Source organism: Pectinatus sottacetonis (genome assembly GCF_015732155.1).
Taxonomy (GTDB): Bacteria; Bacillota; Negativicutes; order Selenomonadales; family Selenomonadaceae; genus Pectinatus; species Pectinatus sottacetonis.
Map to the genome: position 1 here is coordinate 795,940 of NZ_WIQK01000001.1, position 25,509 is coordinate 821,448.

Sequence of the window (25,509 nt, forward strand, 5' to 3'; positions counted from 1 at the left end):
TTTTTCTTCGACTGCCAGGCAATCGCTGGTAGATTGGTCTAATGCAAATGTTTCTATTGCTGAGCAGGCCAGCCTGCTGTCCATTAATAGAACTACGTTATATTACAGACACAGATTACCGGATACTGATGATTTGGAAGTTAAACGACATATTGATGAAATATATACAGCACATCCAGAGTTTGGATACCGCCGCATATGCGCCTGGTTAAACCGCTATGAAAGTATTCACATTAATCATAAAGCAGTATTGAGACATATGCAGCAAATGGGCATACAGGCTATTTATCCTAGGCAGAATACCTCTCGGCCCAATCCGCAAAATCCCATATATCCGTATCTACTGAAAGGCTTAACAATAGAACATCCTGATCAAGTCTGGAGCATTGACATAACATATATCCCAATTCGTTCTTCATGGTTGTACCTGACAGCCATTATTGACTGGTATTCACGGTACATCATCGCTTGGATGTTAGATGACACAATGGATATCGGTTTCGTACTAGAAACTAGTCGCAAAGCGTTACAGATAGGAACCCCAACGATTATGAACAGTGATCAAGGCAGTGATTTTACCAGTCCGCGATACACTAAGATTTTTATTGATGCTGGTTGCAAAATAAGCATGGATCACCGTGGACGTGCCTATGATAATATTTTCATTGAACGCTTATGGCGTACCGTAAAATATGAGAATGTGTATCCGAGAGAATATAGATCTCCAAGAGAAGCTCGTATCGGCATCAATGAATATATGAAATATTACAACGAAAAACGGCTGCATCAAAGCCTGAATTATAATACCCCACAGGAAATATATTTCACATCTGGCAGGTGATATTTATAAAATTTAATTTTCAAAAACCTAACTTATTTTTATAAAAAATCTGTCTTGACAAAGGGGTTCACTTTACAATAATTATAAAGTTATAAAAATGCCGCTAGTCCTTGTATGTAGAATACAGGATTAGCGGCATTTTTTCTATACACCATTTGATTGATCGCTTACGGAAAAACGACGAGAAACCATAGAAAAATATACCATTACAAAATGCATACTCCCACTAATTTTTCTCATTATAACTAACTATTCATCATTTTTTTATGACATTATTACAGTTCTTAAATTACCTTATTTATCATCAATCGCAACTGCACTTTCAATATCAATTTTAATTATATCAATATTTTTAATGTTGGAAACTATAACATATATTGCAAAATTATTATTTCTATCAGATCTTTTAAATCCATCTGCCAGCAATATAAGATCAGTGTTTTTTATCTTTATAAACTACATTGAAATATATTTTGATTTTGCATTTTGGTATATGTATTTTAATTGTTTTGGAATAAAAAATTTTATATACTATATATACTCATCATTTGAACATCCTACTAGTACCAGTATATGTAGTCTAGGAATGATATTGATAATAATCCAAAATTGTATTAATTTTTATTTTCTAGGAATAGTATTGACTTATTTTGTGAATAATTTTCGAACTAGAAAGTTCATTTCATGATAAATATTAATCTATTTTTTTAAAAATTGGTGTTCTCGAATCTGGGGGAATATTAGGCTTATCAATTTTTATTGTTAATGGCATAGGAAAATCTACTCCTGTCAAAATTGCTTCACCTTCTCCTAATACAGGGAGAAATGATAACAATTCCGAATTTGCTGATGAACAGGCCTGCTTAATTGCTTCTTTATCATTATAATTAATTAATCTATGAACAAGGAATGTTCCCATCTGGCTTAGAGTTCCTACTGGAATATCTCTGGGCATTTGCGTTGCTAAACATAAAAACAATCCATATTTCCTACACTCTTTAGCAATTTGATCAAATGATGATAATGCAGATGTATTAAAATAATTGTCTGTTACATCCTTTTTTAAAAATTGATGTGCCTCATCCAAGAATAGTACCACCGGATTTTTTTTAAATTTGTTTTTCCGTGCCTTGTCTAATAAATATTTGCCAATAGCATTTGCGGCAATTTCTCTACCTTGGGATTCAAATCCCAATTTCTCAAATCCAATACGCAAAAGGAATTTTTTATTATCATCTATAAAATTATCAATTTTTTCTGTTAAATCAATTTTATCTTTCTTATCGTTTGAAAATCCAAATACAGACTCCCATATACCAGTACGTCTAATACTTCCTATACGAGTTATTAAACTTATACAATTTCCTAAATCTGCAGAATTAGGATTCCCATACAATGTTGTATTATTACCTTTGGATGGCCATACACATTCATTATTAATCTGCCATTCTAGTTTATTAATATCAAACGATAAAATTCCATTTTCAATTTCAGCATCATTTTCATAACAATATCGTTCATAACTTAATTTATTTAGACCTGTTTTTATCAGACATCCATTTTGACAAAAACTTGAAATACCATCCTTCTCTTTAATACCTAATTCAATACATTTTAGCGATCTAATTGCTTCTAATAATTTGGGTGCCTGTATCTTCTCTGCTGGACGTACAAGAAAAAATAAATCTTCTATTGTTAATTTTCTATACGAAAAATAACAATCATCTCCAAGGACAACAGAATCTGCATCCCCATTGCTTGCTATATCGCTATATTCTCCCGTTGGATCTATAAGTATTGCCTTTGTATGATTTTTCATCATCGACTCTATTAATTTTGATACACTCCAACTTTTCCCTCCTCCAGTGGTTCCTACTATTGCACAATGTCTACCAAATATAGCTTGTTGGCTAATATTTACCAATGTATGTCTATTAGATGTTAATTTACCTAATTTTATTAGAATTTTATCGTCATCACTTTTTACTCCAAAGCTCATAACATATTGTTGAATAAATTGTTTAGGACAAATATATACTTTTGAACCAATGCTAGGAAAGGCATTTAATGTTCGTTGAACTTTTTTACTATCAAAATAATCAAAAGAAAGCAAAATTTCAACTTTAGCAGTAGGATGAAAATCTGAACTTTGAAAAGCTTTTTCACTAAGAGATAACCTTTCTTTTTCAGGTAAATTTAACTCTGAAATTTTCCCTATAAATCCGTAATTCTCTCCTTCAATTGTTACAAATGTACCAATTAATCCTCCATTAAATTCTTCACCAGAAAAAATATATTTATTTAATAATATTGATGATGGAAAATGAACTTTTATATATTGAGGATTGACATAATTTACATATCCTATAAAATAATTTGAGTTAAATGGTATCATTTATTTTATTCTCCTCATTATTAAAATAATTATAAATATCCGAGGCTGGATAATAATCAACAAACTCCTCAAATCTTTCATTTATAAGGCATACATTGCCAATCTTAGATGCCTTCTTTTTATATTCTTGAAATGAGTCTTTATCAATAACGTTTGGTGCCACAATCATAATCGTTATACTTTGATTAACATTTAAAGCTTCTTCTATCATTGCACTAATATGCTTATCGTAAAAACTAAATCCTATAACTAATAGTAATACATTTTTAGTACGCAATTCTTGTTGAAATCTTGAAATCATTTCAAAATATGGTTGTTCATATGAACTTTCATATTTATTACTACTAGGATAAATCATTAGTGTATCTATAGATGCCTCAACATCACTTATTTTAACTATTTCTCCATTAGAATTTTTTTTCCAATCAAGAGATCCATGCGGCTTATACAAATGGAATACCTTTGCTAAAAAATTTTCTTCATACTGTGACCTATTAATATTTCTTGTGACTATATCATAATCAAAATTTATTCCATTAAATGATCTTGGATATGTAAACGAAAAACCATCAATTACTACATACCCTCCTTTTGATGCTGCTTGTTCAAATAACAAATCGTAATTCAAAGTAAAAATCTTAGCTCTTGAATATTTAAGTTTTCTAGACGTTAATTTTTTTAAAAATTTTAAATGAGGTGCCTCATCAGATAATTTTAAGGTACATTCTTTTTGAATAATTTTTTTAATTTTTTGTATATATTGTTCTATAACATCTTTGCACAAAAATTTTTGTGACAATATAGCTTTTGATAAAAATGCTTCTAAATCAGTACTTTTCTTATCAAATTTTATTATTTCCGCAAGTTTCTCTAATTTCTCTTTTCCAATTTCTGTTTCCACCGCCGTCCACAATTCGTACATTGTTTTTCCTTTTTTTCCCTCACCTATTCCTTTTGAAGTTCCAGATCCAGACAAAACAACTATATTTTCATATTGCCGTGACAAAACCTCGGCATATTTATCTCTCATTTTTTTATATGCATATTCTTTCGGATTTTTATTTATTTCATCTTCGTCAATTTCTTCTCCATTAATATAGACATTATCATTATTATATGATATATGATAATTTTCGGAATAATATATTTCTACATATTTATCTTTTAATCGTGTCTCATCACTAATTTCATTTTTCTCTTCCATTATCTCAACTCCCTTTAATACTATTAAAATATCAACTTGTAAATGATAGTACCTAAATTTTTATTTGTTGTCAAAATGTTGTCAAAAACATCATTTAATACAATTTTATATAAATAAAAGGCCCTGCGAAAATTCGCAAAGCCTTGATTTCATTATGGCAGAGAGGGTGGGATTCGAACCCACGGTACCTTGCGGTACAATTGATTTCGAGTCAATCACCTTCGACCACTCGGACACCTCTCCATCATCAAAAAGCATTAAGATTATACCATATTTATTAATAAAATTCAACCTGCCAAATATGATATATACTGGAAGCACAAAATTTCCTGACCGTTATCATAAATTATCTTCTGTTCTGGCGTTTCCGACAATTTTTTTTGCCATTTTTTCAAACTTGGGCCGCGGCATCATCACATAATGACCACATCCACAGCATTTTATGCCAAAATCCATACCAACGCGCAGTATTTCCCATTGATCGCTGCCACATGGATGTTTCTTTTTCATCTTAACAATATCGCCTTTTTGATAATTAACTTTTTCCATGTTATTTCCCCCGTTAATTATTTTCTTTTTTATCTATTTTACAAGTGTCTTCTGCAACTTTTTCAATAGGCTCTGGATGAATTATAACATCCACAGTCGGCCCCATTGCTTTTTTTATTTCAAATTCTATTGCATCACAGACAGCATGTACTTGCCCTAATTTCATATTAGAATCAAAGCTTATATGTGCGTCAATCATTTTATAAGCTCCCGCTGAACGTGTACGCAAATTATGATAGCCTAGAACATCCTTATGTTTCATGAAAATTGTACTGATTTTCTTTTCGTATTCAGCAGAAAGACTTGCATCTGTCAAATCACGGGTACTTTTTACTATCATTTTATAGCCTGCGCGAAAGATAATAAGTGCTACCAGTATTGCTACCACTGGATCAAGCCAATACCAGCCAAGGATGTGCATACCAAAAAGACCTATCATTACTCCTACAGATGTCCATACATCTGACTGTAAATGCAGTCCATCAGCTTCAAGGGCCTGGGAATCAGTCTGCTTCCCTACAGAAATAAGTTTTCTGGAGACAAAAATATTTATAACTATCGATACGGCCATTATTAATATACCATATTGCAGATACTGCATCTGGTGAGGTGCGCGAAACTTGTCCACAGCTTCATAGATAATCATTACTGCTGCTGCAACTATAAGTATTGCTTCCACTGCCGAGGATAAATTTTCATATTTACCATATCCGTAATCATATTTTTGATCTGGGGGTATCATAGCCTTTCTTACTGCCCAAAAAGCAATTAAGGCCGCTATTAAATCAACTCCTGAATGCATCGCTTCTGACACAAGGCTTACTGCACCAACATACAAACCCACGCATAATTTCAATATAACAAGCACCGTATTAGATATCACTGACAAATATGCTGTACGACGTTTTAAAACATCACTTTCAACAATATTCATAAACTTACTCCCCTTGTAAAAGACCTGATCTAATAAATAGTCTAAATTAGATTATATCAGCATACAATCTATTACTCAAGTCCTTTTACATAATAATTTATCTATCTTATGTTTTATCGTCTAGTAAACAAGCGTATTTGCTTTTTATTCCCAAATATTGATTATACTACCTTTATAAAAAAATTAATAAAACTGCTACACACAAACATTTTACTTCATAAACATGCCGTTTTCTATCCTTCTGCCCATCTTTAAAAACACCGCAGTAAGCAGAGTACATATTTATGATATCAATGTTATTATGTAGCAGCCCCATTAATTCATGCTCAAATATAACAAAAGGATACTTCAATATACTAAATAAATTAGTTGTGAGAATTTCCAATTTTAGTAATATGAGATACTGTATATCCCAGTTTTTCTAAATCGGCAACTATAGCCGTTAAATCAGGAAAATCACCGCGGATTATTGCTTCCGAATCTCCGTTAGGTGTATTAAAAGAAACAAAACTATCAATATTTAACTGATGACTGGCAAATACATCAGAAATTTCTTTTGTTGCCCCAATTTTATCCTGAAAATCTAGTGTAACTCTTGTCTTACCACTCGCAAGCCCCATAACTTTAACAAATACCCGAAAAATATCAGTCTCAGTAATAATACCTACTAAAATCCCTACGCTACTAATGACAGGCAATCCGCCTATTTTATTATTACACATAATAAGCGCTGCTTCTTCAACAGTAGCATCTTCAGAAACAGAAACAATCGGCGTTGACATTATGTCCTTAACAGTCATTTTAGACAAAAGAGAATTTATTTCATACTTTGCCAAAGTAGTAGCCGGAGAAGGGGCAATGCGGGAAATATCACGATCGCTTATAATCCCCAGCACCTTTCCGTTTTCAACTATGGGAAGACGACGAAAATGGTTCATTTTCATAAGTCCGGCTGCTTCATCAATAGAGGTATCAGCAGATACTGTAACCGGATTTTTAGTCATATAATTTGATACAAACAATATTTTTATCTCCCTTCACTAACAATTGATATTATCCACCGAGATATGCTTTACGGACCTCTTCACTGGCAGCAAGCTTTTTCGCATCACCACTCAATGTTATTTTACCTGTTTCCAAAACATAGGCACGATTAGCAATTGATAAAGCCATATTAGCATTTTGTTCTACAAGAAGTACAGTTGTTCCTGCTTCATTAATATTTTTTATTATAGCAAATATTTCTTTTATGAGAAGAGGTGCCAACCCCATTGATGGTTCATCAAGCAATAGCAACCGTGGACTGCTCATAAGGGCACGTCCCATTGCCAGCATCTGCTGTTCCCCGCCTGATAAAGTCCCAGCTTCTTGTTTTTTCCGTTCTGCTAAACGCGGAAAATGCGTGAATACCCGATCTAAATCTGTCCGTATCTTACTTTTATCTTTTCGTATATATGCACCAAGTTCAAGATTTTCCATTACGGTCATATTAGCAAAAATACGCCGGCCTTCTGGAACCTGGGATATGCCATATTCCACAATTTTATGAGCTGCCACGCCACTTATAATTTTATCTTCAAAGGAAATAATACCATCCTTCGGCTTAAGCAGTCCGGAAACAGTCCGAAGAGTTGTCGATTTACCAGCACCATTAGCTCCGATGAGTGTAACAATTTCTCCCTGGTTTACTTCCATACTAATTCCCTTGATAGCATGAATTGCTCCATAAAATACATTTATATTATCTACTTTTAGCATTGCCGCCATCATTAAGCCTCCCCGCCAAGATAAGCCCGAATAACTTCCGGATCTTTCTTAATTTCTTCAGGAATGCCCTGCGCAATAATCGAACCATATTCTAAAACATATATTCGCTCGCAAATTCCCATTACAAGACTCATATCATGTTCTATGAGCAGTATAGACAAGGCAAATTCTTTTCTTATCCATCTAATCATGTCCATAAGCTCCTTGGTTTCCTGTGGATTCATTCCTGCAGCAGGCTCATCCAATAATAAAAGTTTTGGTCTGGTCGCTAATGCACGTGCTATTTCCAAGCGGCGCTGCGCCCCATAAGGTAAATTTTTAGCAATTTCATCTGCTTTATCAGCAAGATTAAATATCTTTAATAATTCCCTACCTGCTTTTTCTATTCTTTCTTCTTCTTTTCCATACCGTCCAATACGCAAAACTGCTTCTACTAAAGTGTAATGCAAATGCGTATGATACGCAATCTTGACATTATCCAACACACTTAATTCAGAAAAAAGGCGTATATTTTGGAATGTACGGGCAATTCCTCTTTGGGTTATCTGCGAAGGTTTCATCCCAGCAAGACTTTTCCCGGCAAAATTAATAACTCCGGTAGTAGGTTGATAAACACCTGTAAATAAATTAAAAGCCGTTGTTTTACCCGCTCCATTTGGTCCTATAAGCCCGACCAGCTCTCCTTCATTTATCACCATATTAAAATTACTGACAGCTTTCAACCCGCCAAACATTTTTGATACATCCTTAGCTTCCAGTAAAATACTCATTTTATTTTCCCCCTTTAAATCGCTTGAAAATAGGCAAACTGGTAAGTTCTATATTTCCAAACAATCCCTGAGGTCGATAAAACATTAATAAAATAAGAATAACCGCATATATGCTCATGCGCAGTTCCGGCCAAGCTGATAAAAGCGCCGAAAGCGACGTTAATACAAAAGCACCGGCAATAGATCCTGTAATAGATCCCAATCCGCCTAAAACAATCATTATGAGATAATTAAACGACGCCAAAAATGTAAATGATGACGGATGGGCTATACAAATGACATGAGCAAACAGGCATCCTGCAACTCCTGCAAACCCTGCCCCGATAGTGAACGCCAGCACCTTATATACCGTTGTATTTATTCCCATTGTTTCTGCGGCAATTTCATTTTCTCGGATAGCTATACAAGCGCGCCCAAAAGACGAATTCACATAATTTTTTATAAAAAACACTACGAACAACATTACAAAAAATGCCCAGGCAAATGTTGTATATCGGGGAATACCCATAAAACCAGCTGCCCCACCTACATAATTAACATTCATTATAACTATACGAATAATTTCTCCCAGTCCTAATGTTGCTATAGCCAGATAATCTCCACTCAGCCGCATAGTTGGCAATCCGATAAGCCCCCCAATTATCGCTGCTGTAATAAATGAGGCAATTAAACTGATAAGAAACGGCATATGAAAATTGACTGTCAGCACAGCCCCGGTATATGCCCCAATAGCCATAAATCCAGCATGTCCCAGAGAAAACTGGCCAGTATATCCATTTATAAGATTAAGACTTACCGACAAAATTATATTGATGCATATTACGATCATATTTAATTCCCAAAATGCATCTAATGTATCTGACGACAATAATCCCTGTAGTATCGCAAAAATAATTAGGCTGATAACTATTACTTTTAAATCAAGTTTACGCAATGATTTCATTTATCACACCTACACTTTCTCATTTGTATTTTTACCAAGTAATCCCGATGGCTTAAACAGTAGCACCAGTATTAAAATAGCAAAAGCAGCAGCATCACGGAATGTAGATGAAATAAACCCACTTACCAATGCTTCAACTATTCCTAAGATAATTCCGCCTGCGGCAGCTCCTGGTAAAATACCAATTCCACCAAGTACAGCAGCAACAAATGCTTTCAGACCCGGCATAATGCCCATCAAAGGATCTATAGAATTATAATATATGCCTACCAGTACACCGGCGGCTGCTGCCAGTGCCGATCCTATTCCAAAAGTAAAAGAAATAATCCTATTTGCATTAATTCCCATCAACTGCGCTGTTTCTGTATCAAAAGAAACTGCCCGCATAGCTTTTCCGACTTTTGTATATTGTACTATATAAGTAAGTAACGCCATGAGTATTATTGTAATCGCAAAAATCATTATCTGTTGATTATTAACCACAAATGGTCCTATATGATATGCGGCATCACTTAAAACTTTTGGAAAAGTCCGGGGCTGTGGTGTAACAAAATACATCATTGTATATTCCAAAAAGAATGATACCCCAATTGCTGTTATCAATACAGACAGACGCGGAGCCGAGCGCAGCGGCCTATATGCCAAGCGTTCTATCAAAACTCCCAAAATCCCCGTCAATACCATTGACACCAGTAATGCTGGCAGTACCGACCAATGCATTATAGTTATACAAAAGAATCCAATATAGGCACCAACCATATAAATATCACCGTGCGCAAAGTTAATTAATTTCATAATCCCATAAACCATAGTATATCCCAGCGCAATAAGAGCATATATGCTTCCCAGCGATATTCCATTAATCAGCTGTTGAAAAAACTGATCCATGATACTCATATAAAATCCCCCATTCGTAATTATTTTAATTCATATTTATAGTGATAAATAAAAATGAAACCCCCAGCCAAACAGCCGAAGGTTTCATCTCAACCGGCCCATTTTAGCAAGACACCGCTCGCCATTGAGCACAGAATGCATAATCTATAACAATACAACTGCTGACATTACAATGTTATAAATACGTGAAAATTTTACCAGCTACCAAAATTTTTATTTATTCAAGCATCATAATAATGCTACTCAGAGCACTTCAATTTTTACAACAGAAAATCAAAGTTTATAAGAATTTAATTTTAATCCTTAGGGGCAATTTTTTCTTTCAATAATTTATTGCCATCTTTCATTTCAATAATAACCGCTGGTTTTATCGGATTATGGTCTTTGTTCATACTAATAATTCCTGTTCCCACTTTTACATTTTTCAAATGCTCCAGTGCATCACGTATTTTCTGTGGATCAGAACTCTTAGCATCTTTAATGGCAGCAATCAGCATCTTACCTGCATCATAGCCTAATGCAGCAAATACATTAGGTGCTTCCCCATTATTTTCTTTTTTAAACATTTTAATAAAACCTTGTACATCTTTATCCTTGTTAGAATAATGTGTACTGAAATACGTGTTGTTAAGAGCCTGCTTACCTGCTATCGCTATAACTTTATTATCATCCCAGCCATCAGTTCCAAGTAATGGACATTTAATTCCCATTTCACGTGCCTGTTTAACGATCTTGCCAACTTCTTCGTAATAAGCAGGAATAAATATAATATCTGGATTTACGGCTTTTATCTTTGTCAAAGTTGTCTGGAAATCCTGGTCTTTTTGTATAAAAGCTTCCTGATCAATTACTTTCCCGCCAGCAGCTTCAAACTTTTCCTTAAAAACTTTTCCCAGACTTTTAGAATAATCCGTGCTGGAATCAACATATATAACTGCTGTCTTTGCATGCAGCGTATCAATAGCAAACTTTGCCATAACTTCACCTTGCTGCGGATCTATGAAACAGCTGCGGAAAATATACGGTTTGACCTTACCATCAGCCCCTACTGTAACTTTCGGGCTTGTTGCCGCTGGTGCAATAAGCGGAATTTTACTGCCTGCCACAATTGGCGATGCTGCTAAAACATCTCCTGTAGTTGCCGGTCCCACAACTGCCGACACATGATCCGTTATGAGTTTTGTTGTAGCATTAGCTGATTCTGAAGCTTCTGACTTACAGTCAACTTCTTCCAGTTTTATTTTTTTCCCATTGATACCACCGGCATCATTGACTTCCTTTACTGCCAGTCTTAACCCTTTTAAAGCAGATGTGCCATAATTTGCCGCATTTCCTGTAAGCTCAAAATTTGCTCCAATTTTAATAGTATTAGCATCTGATGCACTTTTTTGTCCGCCACAGCCGGAAAAAACTGTAGCCAGCATCGTCGCACCTAAAAGCACGCCAGCAATTTTAAAATGCTTTGCTTTTAAATTCATAAAAGCCCCTCCCTGTTTATAATATTCTATTATTGCAGATAGATATATTATAGTTTGCAAGTATACACTAGTCAAGAGTAATTAATATATTATTGTTATGCATTATTATGTAAAAAAGAATATTTATTTATTTTTTTAGGTAAAATTAATTTTTTATCCATATTTTATAATATATTTTCAACATGCAATGTACTTTAATATCAATACGTCAATTTACATTTTTTCATATATTATTACTAATTATCATATTATAAACAAATTATGTAACTATTAATAGCTCAAATATAGAACTATTGTATAATAAGTTTTCCAACAACCACATTATTTATATAATAGCAAATACTTTTTGTGAATATTTTTTTATTTAATGATTATATCATATGGACTATTGTTCCTATTTGACGTATGATATATGTATAATAAATTTAACGAGGTGACTGTATGCTATATCCATTAAAATTAACTGCTCCCCTTAAAGACTATATCTGGGGAGGAACTCGTTTAAAAGACGAATTCAATAAAAAAACCGATATGAAAATAGTTGCAGAAAGCTGGGAATTATCATGTCACAAGGCCGGCACCAATATAATCGAAAATGGTGAGTTCAAAGATCAATTATTTTCTGCCTATTTAGATAAGTACGGTAAAAAAGTAATTGGTACCAAAGCAAAGGATATTAATTATTTCCCCTTACTCATTAAATTAATTGATGCCCACGACAACTTATCAGTACAGGTTCATCCCAATGATGATTATGCCCAGGCTGTAGAAGGCGAACCAGGAAAAACAGAAATGTGGTACGTTGTTGATGCTGAGCCAGGTGCTAAACTCATTTATGGTTTCACACATAATATAAGCCATGATGAATTTGAAAAGCGCATAAATGATAATACGCTACTTGATGTATGCAACCAAGTTCCCGTAAAAAAAGGTGATGTATTTTTCATTAACTCAGGAACACTGCATGCTATCGGCAAAGGTATCCTCATTGCTGAAATTCAGCAAAATTCCAATACTACTTATCGTGTTTATGACTATGGACGTATAGGCAAGGATGGTAAACCAAGAGATCTTCACATCGCCAAGGCTTTGGCCGTAACCAACCTTACACCTCCTACTCACAAAACAGGTGCTTTAGCTTCAATAAAAGCTTTTTCCGATTATAAAATTAAGATTTTATCTCAGTGTAATTTATTTTCTGTATATCATTTTGACCTGTCAGGCAATTGTTCTTTACGGGCAGATGAAGAATCATTCCATTCTTTGATGATATTAGATGGTGAAGTCTGCTTTGAATCACCAACAGAAAGTATGACATTGAAAAAGGGCGATAGTTTATTTATTCCTGCCGGCATGGGTGATTATCGTGTCAACGGCATGGGTGAATTCATTTTAACTACCCTTTAAAAAATAAAAAAAGAGAGGAATTCCTCTCTTTTTTTTATTTTTTTATAAACAAAAAACCTTCTTCTATGGGGAAGAAGGTCTATATTCATGGTGGCTCACCCGAGATTCGAACTCGGGACACCCTGATTAAAAGTCAGGTGCTCTGCCAACTGAGCTAGTGAACCTTTTGTTATGCAGCTCATTGAGCTGACTAAGATAGTATACTAAAAATACACAGACATGTCAATACTTTTTTTAATTTATATTATTTTTTAATAAAATGATATGCATTTATAGCTTTTCCATCGGTTTTATATCCTTGGATATCAAAATAATCCTGCCCTGCATCTATACGATAATACGTCGGTGTATTATCCATAAAATATTCATCAAATATTTCTCCTGGCACGTTTCTGTTTTTGTTTGTATTAATTATGTTTTTTCCTATGTCGGTATGCTGCATATATACATATGCATTTTTAGTCAGTACAAGGTCAACATGGTGTTTTTGCAGTACGGGTAGAAAAATATATCCAAGTTCATTTGGCTGATTATGCAAAAAATCTTGCCACGGTGAATCATACATGAGAACAACTTTCCATGGCAGCTTTGAAACTGACAAATCATTATCCAGCCATTGCCTTTCATCATTCAACAAAATCCGTTTTCCCCTCGAATATGTATCTAGAACAGCAAAATGTACCGATCCATAATCAAATGAATATGCATCTCTCCTAACTGAATATTCTCCATTTTCAGGAACGTTAAAGAATACTTTTAACGGATCTATATTATTTTCTGCATAAATATGATTTCCTTCAGCTACAGGAACCAGTGGTCTTGTTTCCGAAAAACATTTTATTGCCATAAACCAATTCTTCCATTCACTTATATTGGTAAAATTTCGAACCGGTTCTCCCATACTGACAAAAAAATCCGCATCCTTATTATTTTTATATGCAATACTCGCTGTTTTATTAAAAAAATGCTCATTTTTTATATTTGACATATTAAAAACTATTGCCGTACATTTCTTTTTATTTTCATTAGGTGTAATAAAAGAACGCCATGGTAAGTATCTATCACCGCAGGCAACTCTATAACGGTAAATTGTATCAGGCTCCAGTGAGCGCAGTTTAACCGTATATACATATAAATTATCAGCAGACGGCACCCGTGTATTTGTAGCATTATAAACTATATTGCAGTGATCATTATAGGAAAGCTGCAGCACAGCTTTATCTTTTTTCCCCAGCCATGAAATTGTTCTTTCATGCGGGGGATCAGGGGCAATAACCTGCCACATATAAATAGGTCTTCCTGTAACTTGTTCAAAAAAATTCATATATTTTACTTCTAAATTTTTTGCTGTTACCGGAAAAAAGCAGTATAGTATCACTATAAAAAAAATTATCGTAAATAAAGATAATGCCACAAATTTCTTTGCCATCTTACAAAAGTCCCTTCTTTTGAAGAATTATAAACCAATATACACAAATACAATTTATATAATACAAAAAAAGCACCGCAACTGCGGTGCATATATTCAAATGGCTGGGGTAGCTGGACTCGAACCAACGCATGCGGGATTCAGAATCCCGTGCCTTACCAACTTGGCGATACCCCAATACTTTTGCTGACTTAAATATTATATACATACTTGAAAAAAAAGTCAAGTAAAATATTCTTCTCTTGACTATTATTTCTTCAATATGCTAATGTTTTATATAATCTCATTTATTTTGAGGAGGAATCACATGAAAAAACCAATTTTACTAATTATAGTATCTTTATTTATTATTGCCCTTAATGTACCCTGCTATGCCATGCAAGTCATCGAATCACATCAACTGGCCCAGTTTAATACAAATGATCTCTGGGGAGAAGTAAGAGGTGTACGTACTACAGGTCAATGGGGCAAATATGTACGTTTTCGTTTATACATGCCCGATGACTATACAGGAAAAATCCAAGGTAATTTATTAATTGACGGTCAAGCCAGCAATATAAACTTTAGTTTCTTGCCTGGAGGAATAATAAAAATATTTGAATTTAAAACTATAAACCCTAATATGATCTTTTGGATAATCAAAGATAACTCCTCTGATAACAAGGGACTTACGTACGATTTTTATTTAATAGGTCCTTATAAAGGGAGCTATACCAAGTATGTAACAATGGATAATCTCGTCGGTATGGGCTGGTCCAGTGTAAATATGAAAGTCAGACAGCTTATAACCAAGGGAGGATGGCCGGTTTTGCAGGGATACTCTGACAATGGCAACAGCCTGGTATTAACAGAAAATCTTGTTTTGTCATGGGATCCTGAAGCCATCTGGTTTAAAATGGACAACTATCCGCTTAACACTCCCGTACGAGAAATCATACCTGATAATTAAAGTGAACCGCAATATGACTTATTTATTAATTTCCATGTGAATTTTTTCTTCTTCTGCTTTCATCGCATCCAATGTTTTATCCAGCAGTTCTTCTATCGGCCATCTCAGCATTTCTGCTCCTTGATTTATAATATCACGTGAACATCCTGCCGCAAATTTCTTATCCTTGAATTTCTTCTTCAAGCTCTTTAGTGGCATATCCTGTACACTCTTTGATGGACGCATAAGAGCAGCCGCTCCGATAAGCCCTGTCAATTCATCGCTGGCAAACAAAACTTTCTCCATCTGATGTTCCGGCTTTATATCAACACATATACCATAACCATGTGAGCAAACAGCATGGATTAATTCGTCTTCGGCGCCTATTTCTGCCAACAGTTCCGGTGCTTTTTTACAGTGTTCCTCTGGATATTTCTCAAAATCAATATCATGCAAAAGGCCGACAATTTCCCAAAAATCAGCTTCAGCTCCATAGCCAAGTTTATCAGCATACCAGCGCATAACAGCTGCAACAGTCAAACCATGCAACTGATGGAATTCTTCTTTATTATATTTTTTCAAATGTTCCCACGCTTGTTGTTTAGTAATTTTTGTCTGCATAAATTAATTATTCTCCCTTATTCAGCCCACATGACATACATTTTTCATCACGTGGTACATTTATTGTCCTAAACTTTGCCGTCGCAGCATTATAGGTCAGCAGCCTGCCTGTAAGCAGGCTGCCTATACCAGTTATATACTTCACAGCCTCCACTGCCTCAAGTGTCCCGATTATCCCTGCTACAGGTGATAAAATTCCCGCTGTTTTGCATGTCGGTACCGTATCCGGGGGAACATCCCCAAATAAGCAGCGATAACAGGGGCCTCTCCCGGGGACATATGTCATAAGCTGTCCCTTATAAGCTAAAACTCCTGCATGCACATAAGCCTTCTTTTTTTGCACACAAATATCATTTATTAAAAATTTTGCGGTAAAATTATCAACAGCATCGATTACAAAATCATAATCTTCAATAATATCAGCCAGATTGTTTTTATTTATGAACTCATTGTAAATTTTTATCTCTACATCTGGATTTTGTTCCTGCAGCAGTTCCTTTGCCGACAGTACCTTAGCTTTACCGATATTTTTCTCCATATGTATAATCTGTCGCGGCAGGTTTGACAGCTCCACCTTATCCCCATCAGCTAATCCTATCGTACCAACTCCCAACGCAGCCAAGTATAAACTGCTTGGCGAACCTAATCCCCCTGCTCCGATTATCAAAACTCTGCTGGATAAAAGTTTTTCCTGTCCTGCAGCACCCATATCATCCAGTAAAATCTGCCTTTCATAGCGTTCTTTTTCCTTGGCAGTTAACATTTTCATCATCCTTTCATCAGCAGTTTTATCCCTGTTCCTTTATTATCCGAGTAAGCCTGCTCATATTGAGTGCACTGCGCACTGTCTGTGCCAGACGGTTAAATGCCGCCTGCTTTTGTGCTGCATAATTTTGTTTGGCAGCAAGTGGCTGCAAACCTTTTTTTGCTCTTAATATATTCAGTAAACTTCTTCTGTATTCATCATTATCGAAAATTCCATGTATGTATGATCCCAAAACAAGTCCATCTGCTGAAACTGCACCGTCAATTTTATAAGCTTTCCTGCCACTGCTGGTATCTATGATAAAAGGATGCTGTACTTTTTCCGTAAATTCAGTAACGCCCATATGTATTTCATAGCCATGTAAATCATAAAACTTCTTTCTTTGTCCCATAAATTCCCAGTCCATTGATTTTGCTGTCACTTGTGACGTTACCTTTTTTTCCGCAAAAGTCGTAATCATCGGCAGAAAATCCAATCCTGCTATTTCATCATTATCAGATTCAACATGGTACGGATCGCAAATCTTTTTACCCAGCATTTGATAACCACCACAAATTCCAATTATAGGTATTCTTTTTGCCCGTGCTTCCTGTAATTTCTTTTCCAGGTTATTTTTGCGCAAATACAACAAATCTTCCGTAGTATTTTTGCTTCCCGGTAAAATTATCAGATCCGGCTGTCCTATTTCCTCACTATCCGCAGCATAATAAAGATTAACATCTTCCTCCTGCGACAAAGCATCAAAATCAGTAAAATTAGAAATTTTCGGTGTTCGGACAACTGCAACCTTCAAAGGGGCTGCATCATTTACCATTATTTTTTTATCATCAAGAGAAACTGAATCTTCATCGTCAATCCCTAGATTTTCCAAATATGGGATCACACCTAAAACCGGCTTTCCCGTCTTTTTTTCAAGAAAATCAATGGCTGGTTCCAGCAACTTTATATCCCCACGGAACTTGTTTATAATCAGCCCTTTTACTAATTTTCTTTCCTCATCATCCAGCAGTTCCAGAGTGCCTACCAGAGAAGCCAGCGCACCGCCCCTGTCTATATCAGCAATAAGAAGTACCGGTGCTTTCAAATATTTTGCTATGCGCATATTTACTATATCATTAGCTTTTAGATTTATTTCTGCCGGACTACCCGCCCCTTCAATCGCAAGCATTTCAAATCTGTCCTGCAATATAGCTAACGCTTTTTTTACCGTAGAAAAGGCTTTCAGGGAATACCCTTGGTGATATTCCTTAGCCGACATATTCCCTACCGGCTTTCCCATCAATATGACTTGGGAACAGGAATTGCCTGTAGGCTTTAAAAGGACCGGGTTCATTTCTACCTGTGGTTTCAATCCAGCTGCCTCTGCCTGGGCAATCTGCGCCCGTCCCATTTCCCGCCCATCTTCTGTCACATAAGAATTAAGCGCCATATTTTGCGCTTTAAATGGAGCAATATTTATCCCATCCTGAAAAAATATACGGCAAAGTGCCGTAGTTAAGATACTTTTGCCAACATGGGACGACGTACCCTGCAGCATAATATATTTTGCCATGCCAAAATTCCCCCCAATAATTTTTTAATTATAAATTCAAGCTTACCACAGTAAATTTTAAATCACAACCTTGTACAAACTAAAATAAATATAAAAATAAAACTCTATGGTACAGTAAAAACTGCCATAGAGTTTCACCTATGATAATCATCATAATAAATATATTTTATAAGATCATTTATTTTTTACCTTATATTCATATGCCTTTTGCACGAATCTTTTTGCTGCTTCCATAGTACCCAAAAAATGTAAATGCAAATATGATGCTATGATATTTTTCTTGGAATATCCTGCCTTGTATCTACTGTTAGTCCTGTTTTTAGTAAAAATAAAAGCCCAGGGAAAAGCAGCTGTATCAGCAGGAGTCTTCTGCACGGAAAAATGGAATTCATGTCCCCGTATAGTTTCGCCCCTGCGAACCAGACTATTATCAGACAAAGCCTGTGCTGTTACATATCCTACCGTCTGAAGCTTGCGCTGCATAACAGCCTCAGCAGGAATTACTCCCGCCATCTTCCATATCTTACCAGCAAAATCAACGATATTATTCATCAAATACATATAGCCGCCACATTCAGCATAAACAGGCATATCATTATCGGCTGCCTGTCGTAACGATTTCAGCATGGACAAATTAGCAGAAAGTTCTTTCACAAACAGTTCGGGAAACCCGCCCCCTAAAATGAGTGCATCACAATCAGGTATTTTCCTGTCGGCCAGCGGGCTGAAAAACTCTATTTCCGCTCCCAGCCGTCTTAATACATCAAGCCCGGCCGCATAATAAAAAGAAAATGCCTTGTCACGTGCTACAGCAATCTTTACTTTAGGTACTTCACTCCTACATGGAAAAATATCATTTTGTTCTGCTGTCAAAGGAGGTGCGCTCCGGGCTATTTCCAATAGCGCCGGCAAATCTATCTGGGTAGATATCTTTTCAGCAATATAGGTTATTTTTCCTGCTGTATCTTTTTCTCCAGCGGGAGTCAGTCCCAGATGACGTTCCGGCATCTGCATTTTTTCATCGCGTCTTACAGCACCCAATACCGGAATACCAAGCTTCATCATCGCTTCACGAATCATTGCTTCATGGGTACTTGAACCCAGACAATTTAAAATTGTCCCAGCAAAATTTACATCCCTGTCATACATTTTAAAACCAAGTGCCAACGCCGCTGCGCTTTCTCCCATAGCCCGACAGTTTATCACCATTACTACCGGAGCTTTTAAACTTTTTGCCAATTCTGCTGTTGAGCTGACTCCATTTCTGCCCCCATCATACAGCCCCATTACTCCCTCAATAACAGCAATGTCAGCATCCCGACCGGCAGCAATAAAGAGGTCGCTTATTTTTTCATTGCTGACCAGCCATGTATCAAGATTATGTCCCGGTCTTCCTGCCGCTAGTGTATGATAAGATGGATCTATATAATCTGGTCCTATTTTAAATGGCTGTACCTGCAGACTTTTATTATTCAGTGCCGCCATTATGCCTGTAACTACTGTTGTTTTCCCTGAGCTGCTCTGCGGTGCAGCTAAAACAATGCGGGGAATTTTATACTCTGCCATACCCTTACCTGCTGTCATTAATCAAATACATCACAGCATTTACGCACGATGCTGCTATTGGGCTGCCGCCTTTGGTTCCCTCTACCGTTATATAAGGAACTTTAGAACGTTCCACAAGTTCTTTCTTTGATTCAGCTGCTCCGACAAATCCCACAGGTGTTCCCACTATTGCTGCCGGCCGAATTTCTTCCTCATCCATCATTCGTAATACTTCAAATAAGGCCGTAGGTGCATTGCCTATGGCAACTATAGAATCATTCAGCTTTTTGCCAAAATTGCGCATAGCAGCCATTGAGCGGGTTATTTTTTCCTTTTTAGCTAATTGTGCAATTTCCGGATCAGCCACCTTACAAAAAACTTCTCCCCCAAATGAATTCAGTTTTCTCTTATTAATCCCAGTCCTTACCATTTCCACATCTGTAAATATATTGCAACCGCTGTTTAATGCCCTTTTCATGGAATTAATGGCATTATTATCTATCTTTATAACATTGGCATAATCCACATCACCGGATGCATGTATCATCCGTGAATATAATTTAACTTCATCATCCGTTAATTTCAATAAAGTCAGATAAGGAGCAATTATTTCCATACTGCGGTTTTCAATTGCCATTGGTTCTTTTATAAAATCCATCTAAAAATCCTCCCTGTACTATTTATTTTAATAGTATAATAATATTTACCTACCTATATTAATAAAAAGGGGACTGTCACATTATAACATCGGCTTCATAAAGGTGCGCGCGGCTCCATTCCTTCTCCATCTTTTAAATAAGAGTAGAGGGAATAGAATGGTGCATATTTATAAACAAAATGTTTATATGTAACAGCCCTTTTCTTTTATATATCTAAGTTCCGTACCAAATCAGCATGTTCTTCAATAAACCTGCGACGTGGTTCAACCTTGTCACCCATCAATACAGAAAAAATACTGTCTGCTTCTTCTGCCTGAGTCAAATCAACACGAAGCACGGTCCTTCCTTCAGGGTCCATAGTTGTTTCCCAGAGCTGTTCTGGGTTCATTTCACCCAACCCTTTATATCTCTGGACAGCAATACCATCGCGTCCCACTTCATTAAGTTTCTGTGCCAATTCATCATCACTGTATGTATACCAATGCTGACGGCCTTTTCTTATCTGATACAATGGCGGCTGAGCAATAAATACACGTCCTTCTTTAATCAATGGCTGCATATATCTATAGAAGAAAGTCAATAATAATGTACGTATATGTGCCCCATCAACATCAGCATCTGTCATAATAATTATTTTACCATACCGACTTTTGGTTATATCAAAATCCTCACCAATACCGCTGCCAAACGCAGTTATCATGGTTCGTATTTCTTCATTATTAAGGATCTTATCTAGGCGAGCTTTTTCCACATTTAAAATTTTACCGCGCAGCGGAAGAATAGCCTGGAAACGTCTGTCTCGTCCCTGCTTTGCGGAACCACCGGCACTATCACCTTCGACCAGATAAATTTCTGCCTGCATAGGATCTTTTATTGAGCAGTCTGCCAATTTTCCCGGCAAGGAACTTACTTCCAAAGCATTTTTGCGCCGTGTCAAATCACGTGCTTTTCTGGCTGCCTCACGCGCTCTCGATGCCATAATTGACTTTTCAATAATTTTCTTTGTCACAGCAGGATTTTCTTCAAAATATTCACTTAAACCTTCTGTAACTACAGAATCTACAATTCCACGCACATCGGAATTACCCAATTTCGTCTTTGTCTGCCCTTCAAACTGTGGATCCTTTACCTTTAAATTGATAATACAGGTTATTCCTTCACGCACATCTTCACCACTTAAAGCAGGGTCATTAGCTTTTAGTATCCCCTGTTTACGCGCAAAATCATTAGCCGTACGGGTAAGAGCACTTTTAAAACCTGCCAGATGCGTCCCGCCTTCTTCTGTATGAATATTATTTACATAACCATATATATTTTCAGCATAATTCGTCGTATACTGTAATGCTATTTCAACTATAGTCGTATCCTTTTGTCCGTTGAAATACACTGGTTCATCACTCAAAACATCCTTATTACGATCCAGATATTTTACAAAAGAAGCTATCCCGCCCTCATCATAAAAAACTTCCTGATGTTCCTTTTCTCGACGCTTGTCTGTCAGTGTAATATGTATACCACGATTTAAAAAAGCCAGTTCACGGAGCCTCTGTTTCAATATATCAAAATCATATATGGTATGGGTAAAGATAGACCCATCCGGTTTAAAATGCACTGTTGTGCCTGTAGTGTCTGTGGTTCCCACTTCATGCAACTGTTCTTTTGTGACACCATAAGCAAAAGATATTCGATATACCCGGCCATTACGTTTTACCTCGACATCCATTTCGCTGCTCAATGCATTTACAACTGACACACCTACACCATGCAGACCGCCTGATACCTTATAACCATTACCACCAAACTTTCCTCCGGCATGCAGCACTGTCAGCACTACTTCAACTGCCGGTTTGCCACTCTGATGCATATCAACCGGAATTCCACGACCATTATCGGATACAGTTATACTTTCATCTTCATTAATTGTTACTTCTATATGAGTACAATAGCCAGCTAAGGCTTCATCTATACTATTATCAACAACCTCAGAAACAAGATGATGTAATCCATGAGAAGACTGATCCCCGATATACATGCCAGGTCTTTTTCTTACCGCTTCAAGACCTTCCAATACCTGAATCTGTTTAGCATCATATTTATTTTTTACTGCCGTTACTTCATTGGTCATTTCTTCATGATTTATTTTAATATCTAATAAATCAATTGGATCATTTGAGTCATTTTTATTCTCATCGAAATTCATAACATCATCCTTCTAAAATTAAATAGCTATCTTAATATATTTTATCATTTTTTAGTAATTTTATCAATCAATGCCTTTTCCTACATTTTCTGCAGCAGCTTTAATAAGCCTCACGCCGTGTAAAGCGGACAAAAGCACTTGTTATAATCATAATTATCCCTGCAACGATAAAAACGTCTTTTAGCCCCCAATATGTTCCAACTGTTCCTCCCAGGAGAGGCCCGGCCATTGAACCAAGCTGCTGCGCCGAAAAAAACATGCCAAAAATACTCCCTCGCACAGAACTCTTTGTATTATTAGCCAGAACGGCACTTATAGAAGGATTAATCCCCGCAAAAAACAGGCCATTGGCAAACTGCATAATTGCAAATAATACCAGACTGTTGGGAATAGACTGTATCAGCATACAGATACCCGCTCCTCCCATAGCCAAGTACATTGTCTTGCCAAAAGATTTTTTTTGCCCCATTCTACCCCAAACCGGCGCGGCAATAGACGCAGCAATACCCCCCAAAGAAAAAACAGCTCCAGCAATTAATATTATATTATCCATGCTGCCACGAAGCTGTGCCACATAAAGAGTTATTATCGGCTGCAAGATTAAAATAACCATTTGTACTAATACGGCCAAAATAAGCATTTGTCGGATAACTGGTTCCTTTAATAAATCCATTTGTCGTGTCTGGCGTCTATTCGGAATATCACCTGGCTCCCGCGGTGGTTCAGGAACAAAAAATATTATTATCAAAGATATAGTAAACAATGCCACCCCTGCAATCATAAAAGACGCTCTCATCCCAAATACCTCTGCCAGAATTCCTCCTAGCAATGGCCCTATAACACCTCCGCTGGTAAGCGCTGCCTGCATAACGCCCAGACTGAAACCTAGCTTTTCTGCTGGTACTGTAGCTGAAACAATGGCCAACTCAGCTGCCCATAATCCAGCAGCAAATCCCTGTAGTACCCTAACCATGAATAATTGTTCTGGTGAAGTAACTATCCCTCCCAGAAAATAAGTAACAGCAAGACCTGTACTGGCACGTACAGCCATCATTTTTCGTCCTTTTCTATCCGCAATTTTCCCCCAAATAGGTGCCATAATCGCACCTATGAGAAATGCAATAGAAAAAATTGCTCCATTCCACATATTCACATCAGCTTTACTTACCCCTAATTCCTGCATAAGATAAAGCGGCAGAAAAGGAATAAGCATTGTATAACTAGCTGACATTAACACCACACTGCATGTCAAAACGGCCAAGACGACTTTCCAGCTTCGCCCCGTTCTCATAAAGTATACCCCTCCAAAATATATAAACATAAAAACACCTATTTCACGAAACTTCAATAACTGTCTGTATGTAAAAATTCTCTTTTTTTAACTGTTCCATTTTCTAAATATAAGCGATAGGCTGAGGCAGAACCATTGCCATTACGAAAACTTCTCAAAATTATATGATATTTATTTACATCACGGCTGCTGCCCAGAATAAATATAGTAATGGAAGACTTATTAACATGCGAGTATATATATATCGCATCATGCAGATTATTCCTGAATTTGAAATCAATAACACCATAAGCTACTGTTGCGTCTAAGGCTATAGGTACATATTCCGCTGGAAAATAATGTGCTGTCCTTGATACCGAAGTCAATCCCGCTAATAAAATTGCATCATAAAGTGTCGAACTGACCTGACAGACTCCACCGCCAATTCCCGGAACAACTTTCCCATTTATTATTACCGGTGCTTCTTTATACCCCTCGGCTATCAGCCTGGGACCTACTGTATTATTAAAGGAAAAAACTGTTTCTGGCTCAACCAATGTTCCCGAAAGATTGCGTGCCGCTACTAAAATATTTTTATTTCGGTTAGTTGCATAAGCACTAAAACTTGTAGTATATGATGCCAGAATAGTATTCATCTGCTGAAGTTTTTTCTGCGATATTTTAGGAGGAATATCTTCAACCGGTATATCAATTATCTGCGGATAATTTTCTTCCTTTAACTTTGCCGTTACAGCTGCTGTCAATTTTTTATCAGCTACTTTTCTCCCTATTTTTTCGGCCTTTATTTTTATTGTATTATTTTCCACATAGCAATATGCATCAGTAGGTGCAACATATAACTTATTGTCAATCTGCTTTAATATAGCATTTAACTTATTTTTATTGTATTTTATCACCAACGGAACATTTTTCCCATAATAACTGCAAATAAACTTATCAATGGCATCCTTAAAAAAGTTACCGCTCGTCCCAATCATAGCCGCTTCATCAGCTGTTTTCCTGCTATCATATGACAAATCTATATCTGCTGCCATTATTTTTCTTACTGTATTTTTATATCGAAGAATAATAACTCCTCCAGCAATATGTTCCTGAAAAAATTTGTCCAGCCGTTCCTTAGCTGTTTTTTTATCCAGTCCCGACAAATCTATCTTTCCCGAATGAACACCATTAGCTATTCCCGGTGCATTTTTAATAGCTAATACAGACGAACTCCCTACAACTACAAGTATTAATATAAGAATTGTTATGATTTTTAATAAGTTCCTGTAAATTTTCTTCAAAAAATTCCCCCCGCTGAAAATAAATTTATTTTCAGCTAAAGTCAAAGCTT

At 36.2% G+C, this 25,509-nt stretch carries 23 protein-coding genes and 3 tRNA genes; 3 read left to right on the top strand and 23 right to left on the bottom strand.

Features of this window, described 5'->3' with window-relative positions; all coding sequences use genetic code 11:
- Positions 1-25: 25 nt before the first annotated feature.
- A complete protein-coding gene (locus I6760_RS03710) occupies positions 26-841 on the top strand; it encodes an IS3 family transposase (protein ID WP_269140288.1) in 816 nt (271 codons plus the stop codon).
- A 294-nt stretch (positions 842-1,135) separates the two neighbouring features.
- Here the strand turns inward: I6760_RS03710 and I6760_RS12820 are convergent, their stop codons facing one another.
- From I6760_RS12820 to I6760_RS03765, 12 genes are all read right to left on the bottom strand, one after another.
- A complete protein-coding gene (locus I6760_RS12820) occupies positions 1,136-1,267 on the bottom strand; it encodes a hypothetical protein (protein ID WP_269140272.1) in 132 nt (43 codons plus the stop codon).
- 268 nt (positions 1,268-1,535) lie between these two features.
- Positions 1,536-3,236: an ATP-binding protein gene (locus I6760_RS03715; RefSeq protein ID WP_196593150.1), complete on the bottom strand. Its 1,701-nt coding sequence runs from the start codon at positions 3,234-3,236 to the stop codon at positions 1,536-1,538.
- Positions 3,223-4,440 carry an SIR2 family protein gene (locus I6760_RS03720; RefSeq protein ID WP_196593151.1) on the bottom strand — a complete coding sequence of 406 codons (1,218 nt, stop codon included), beginning with the start codon at positions 4,438-4,440 and terminating at the stop codon, positions 3,223-3,225. The genes I6760_RS03715 and I6760_RS03720 overlap by 14 nt, the downstream gene beginning before the upstream one ends.
- Positions 4,441-4,595: 155 nt before the next feature.
- A tRNA-Ser gene (locus tag I6760_RS03725) sits at positions 4,596-4,683 on the bottom strand.
- Positions 4,684-4,779: 96 nt separating this feature from the next.
- On the bottom strand, positions 4,780-4,989 hold the full coding sequence (locus I6760_RS03730; RefSeq protein WP_196593152.1) for a DUF951 domain-containing protein: 210 nt from the start codon (positions 4,987-4,989) through the stop codon (positions 4,780-4,782).
- 13 nt (positions 4,990-5,002) lie between these two features.
- On the bottom strand, positions 5,003-5,923 hold the full coding sequence (locus I6760_RS03735; RefSeq protein WP_231036076.1) for a cation diffusion facilitator family transporter: 921 nt from the start codon (positions 5,921-5,923) through the stop codon (positions 5,003-5,005).
- A 365-nt stretch (positions 5,924-6,288) separates the two neighbouring features.
- Entirely contained in the window at positions 6,289-6,945 is a 657-nt protein-coding gene (locus I6760_RS03740) for a CBS domain-containing protein (RefSeq protein WP_196593153.1), read from the bottom strand.
- Between the two features lie 31 nt (positions 6,946-6,976).
- The gene (locus tag I6760_RS03745) at positions 6,977-7,681 is read right to left on the bottom strand and encodes an ABC transporter ATP-binding protein (protein WP_196594752.1); all 705 of its coding nucleotides are present in this window, start codon (positions 7,679-7,681) and stop codon (positions 6,977-6,979) included.
- An 11-nt stretch (positions 7,682-7,692) separates the two neighbouring features.
- The gene (locus I6760_RS03750) at positions 7,693-8,460 is read right to left on the bottom strand and encodes an ABC transporter ATP-binding protein (protein WP_196593154.1); all 768 of its coding nucleotides are present in this window, start codon (positions 8,458-8,460) and stop codon (positions 7,693-7,695) included.
- A 1-nt stretch (position 8,461) separates the two neighbouring features.
- A complete protein-coding gene (locus I6760_RS03755) occupies positions 8,462-9,403 on the bottom strand; it encodes a branched-chain amino acid ABC transporter permease (RefSeq protein WP_196593155.1) in 942 nt (313 codons plus the stop codon).
- 9 nt (positions 9,404-9,412) lie between these two features.
- Entirely contained in the window at positions 9,413-10,300 is an 888-nt protein-coding gene (locus tag I6760_RS03760; protein WP_196593156.1) for a branched-chain amino acid ABC transporter permease, read from the bottom strand.
- Positions 10,301-10,596: 296 nt separating this feature from the next.
- The gene (locus tag I6760_RS03765) at positions 10,597-11,778 is read right to left on the bottom strand and encodes an ABC transporter substrate-binding protein (protein WP_196593157.1); all 1,182 of its coding nucleotides are present in this window, start codon (positions 11,776-11,778) and stop codon (positions 10,597-10,599) included.
- A 441-nt stretch (positions 11,779-12,219) separates the two neighbouring features.
- Here I6760_RS03765 and I6760_RS03770 point away from each other — a divergent pair, with 441 nt between their 5' ends.
- Positions 12,220-13,185, top strand: a complete 966-nt coding sequence (locus tag I6760_RS03770; RefSeq protein WP_196593158.1) for a type I phosphomannose isomerase catalytic subunit — start codon at positions 12,220-12,222, stop codon at positions 13,183-13,185.
- A gap of 88 nt (positions 13,186-13,273) precedes the next feature.
- On the opposite strand, the gene I6760_RS03775 is transcribed toward I6760_RS03770, so the two are convergent.
- From I6760_RS03775 to I6760_RS03785, 3 genes are all read right to left on the bottom strand, one after another.
- Positions 13,274-13,349: transfer RNA gene (locus I6760_RS03775), tRNA-Lys, on the bottom strand.
- A gap of 80 nt (positions 13,350-13,429) precedes the next feature.
- Positions 13,430-14,509, bottom strand: a complete 1,080-nt coding sequence (locus I6760_RS03780) for a purple acid phosphatase family protein (protein WP_196593159.1) — start codon at positions 14,507-14,509, stop codon at positions 13,430-13,432.
- 206 nt (positions 14,510-14,715) lie between these two features.
- Positions 14,716-14,791 (bottom strand) — tRNA-Gln (locus I6760_RS03785).
- A gap of 130 nt (positions 14,792-14,921) precedes the next feature.
- Here I6760_RS03785 and I6760_RS03790 point away from each other — a divergent pair.
- Positions 14,922-15,563: a hypothetical protein gene (locus I6760_RS03790; RefSeq protein WP_196593160.1), complete on the top strand. Its 642-nt coding sequence runs from the start codon at positions 14,922-14,924 to the stop codon at positions 15,561-15,563.
- 18 nt (positions 15,564-15,581) lie between these two features.
- On the opposite strand, the gene I6760_RS03795 is transcribed toward I6760_RS03790, so the two are convergent.
- From I6760_RS03795 to I6760_RS03830, 8 genes are all read right to left on the bottom strand, one after another.
- Positions 15,582-16,163, bottom strand: a complete 582-nt coding sequence (locus tag I6760_RS03795) for a hydrolase (protein ID WP_196593161.1) — start codon at positions 16,161-16,163, stop codon at positions 15,582-15,584.
- A gap of 7 nt (positions 16,164-16,170) precedes the next feature.
- Positions 16,171-16,935, bottom strand: coding sequence for a HesA/MoeB/ThiF family protein (locus I6760_RS03800; protein WP_231036077.1), 765 nt, complete (start codon positions 16,933-16,935; stop codon positions 16,171-16,173).
- Between the two features lie 16 nt (positions 16,936-16,951).
- A complete protein-coding gene (locus I6760_RS03805; protein ID WP_196593162.1) occupies positions 16,952-18,481 on the bottom strand; it encodes a cobyric acid synthase in 1,530 nt (509 codons plus the stop codon).
- 174 nt (positions 18,482-18,655) lie between these two features.
- The gene (locus tag I6760_RS03810) at positions 18,656-20,047 is read right to left on the bottom strand and encodes a cobyrinate a,c-diamide synthase (protein WP_196593163.1); all 1,392 of its coding nucleotides are present in this window, start codon (positions 20,045-20,047) and stop codon (positions 18,656-18,658) included.
- A gap of 4 nt (positions 20,048-20,051) precedes the next feature.
- Positions 20,052-20,684: a precorrin-8X methylmutase gene (locus tag I6760_RS03815; protein ID WP_196593164.1), complete on the bottom strand. Its 633-nt coding sequence runs from the start codon at positions 20,682-20,684 to the stop codon at positions 20,052-20,054.
- 206 nt (positions 20,685-20,890) lie between these two features.
- Positions 20,891-22,810, bottom strand: coding sequence for a DNA topoisomerase (ATP-hydrolyzing) subunit B (gene gyrB / locus I6760_RS03820; RefSeq protein ID WP_231036338.1), 1,920 nt, complete (start codon positions 22,808-22,810; stop codon positions 20,891-20,893).
- Positions 22,811-22,985: 175 nt separating this feature from the next.
- The gene (locus I6760_RS03825) at positions 22,986-24,176 is read right to left on the bottom strand and encodes an MFS transporter (protein WP_196593166.1); all 1,191 of its coding nucleotides are present in this window, start codon (positions 24,174-24,176) and stop codon (positions 22,986-22,988) included.
- 53 nt (positions 24,177-24,229) lie between these two features.
- Positions 24,230-25,459, bottom strand: coding sequence for a VanW family protein (locus tag I6760_RS03830; protein ID WP_196593167.1), 1,230 nt, complete (start codon positions 25,457-25,459; stop codon positions 24,230-24,232).
- Positions 25,460-25,509 lie beyond the last annotated feature (50 nt).

Bases quoted from the DNA above. Each gene is read 5' to 3' on its own strand.
- I6760_RS03715 (WP_196593150.1), bottom strand. From the start codon at position 3,236: ATGATACCATTTAACTCAAATTATTTTATAGGATATGTAAATTATGTC.
- I6760_RS03720 (WP_196593151.1), bottom strand. From the start codon at position 4,440: ATGGAAGAGAAAAATGAAATTAGTGATGAGACACGATTAAAAGATAAA.
- I6760_RS03730 (WP_196593152.1), bottom strand. From the start codon at position 4,989: ATGGAAAAAGTTAATTATCAAAAAGGCGATATTGTTAAGATGAAAAAG.
- I6760_RS03735 (WP_231036076.1), bottom strand. From the start codon at position 5,923: ATGAATATTGTTGAAAGTGATGTTTTAAAACGTCGTACAGCATATTTG.
- I6760_RS03745 (WP_196594752.1), bottom strand. From the start codon at position 7,681: ATGCTAAAAGTAGATAATATAAATGTATTTTATGGAGCAATTCATGCT.
- I6760_RS03750 (WP_196593154.1), bottom strand. From the start codon at position 8,460: ATGAGTATTTTACTGGAAGCTAAGGATGTATCAAAAATGTTTGGCGGG.
- I6760_RS03755 (WP_196593155.1), bottom strand. From the start codon at position 9,403: ATGAAATCATTGCGTAAACTTGATTTAAAAGTAATAGTTATCAGCCTA.
- I6760_RS03760 (WP_196593156.1), bottom strand. From the start codon at position 10,300: ATGAGTATCATGGATCAGTTTTTTCAACAGCTGATTAATGGAATATCG.
- I6760_RS03765 (WP_196593157.1), bottom strand. From the start codon at position 11,778: ATGAATTTAAAAGCAAAGCATTTTAAAATTGCTGGCGTGCTTTTAGGT.
- I6760_RS03770 (WP_196593158.1), top strand. From the start codon at position 12,220: ATGCTATATCCATTAAAATTAACTGCTCCCCTTAAAGACTATATCTGG.
- I6760_RS03780 (WP_196593159.1), bottom strand. From the start codon at position 14,509: ATGAATTTTTTTGAACAAGTTACAGGAAGACCTATTTATATGTGGCAG.
- I6760_RS03790 (WP_196593160.1), top strand. From the start codon at position 14,922: ATGAAAAAACCAATTTTACTAATTATAGTATCTTTATTTATTATTGCC.
- I6760_RS03795 (WP_196593161.1), bottom strand. From the start codon at position 16,163: ATGCAGACAAAAATTACTAAACAACAAGCGTGGGAACATTTGAAAAAA.
- I6760_RS03800 (WP_231036077.1), bottom strand. From the start codon at position 16,935: ATGATGAAAATGTTAACTGCCAAGGAAAAAGAACGCTATGAAAGGCAG.
- I6760_RS03805 (WP_196593162.1), bottom strand. From the start codon at position 18,481: ATGGCAAAATATATTATGCTGCAGGGTACGTCGTCCCATGTTGGCAAA.
- I6760_RS03810 (WP_196593163.1), bottom strand. From the start codon at position 20,047: ATGGCAGAGTATAAAATTCCCCGCATTGTTTTAGCTGCACCGCAGAGC.
- I6760_RS03815 (WP_196593164.1), bottom strand. From the start codon at position 20,684: ATGGATTTTATAAAAGAACCAATGGCAATTGAAAACCGCAGTATGGAA.
- gyrB (WP_231036338.1), bottom strand. From the start codon at position 22,810: ATGACCAATGAAGTAACGGCAGTAAAAAATAAATATGATGCTAAACAG.
- I6760_RS03825 (WP_196593166.1), bottom strand. From the start codon at position 24,176: ATGAGAACGGGGCGAAGCTGGAAAGTCGTCTTGGCCGTTTTGACATGC.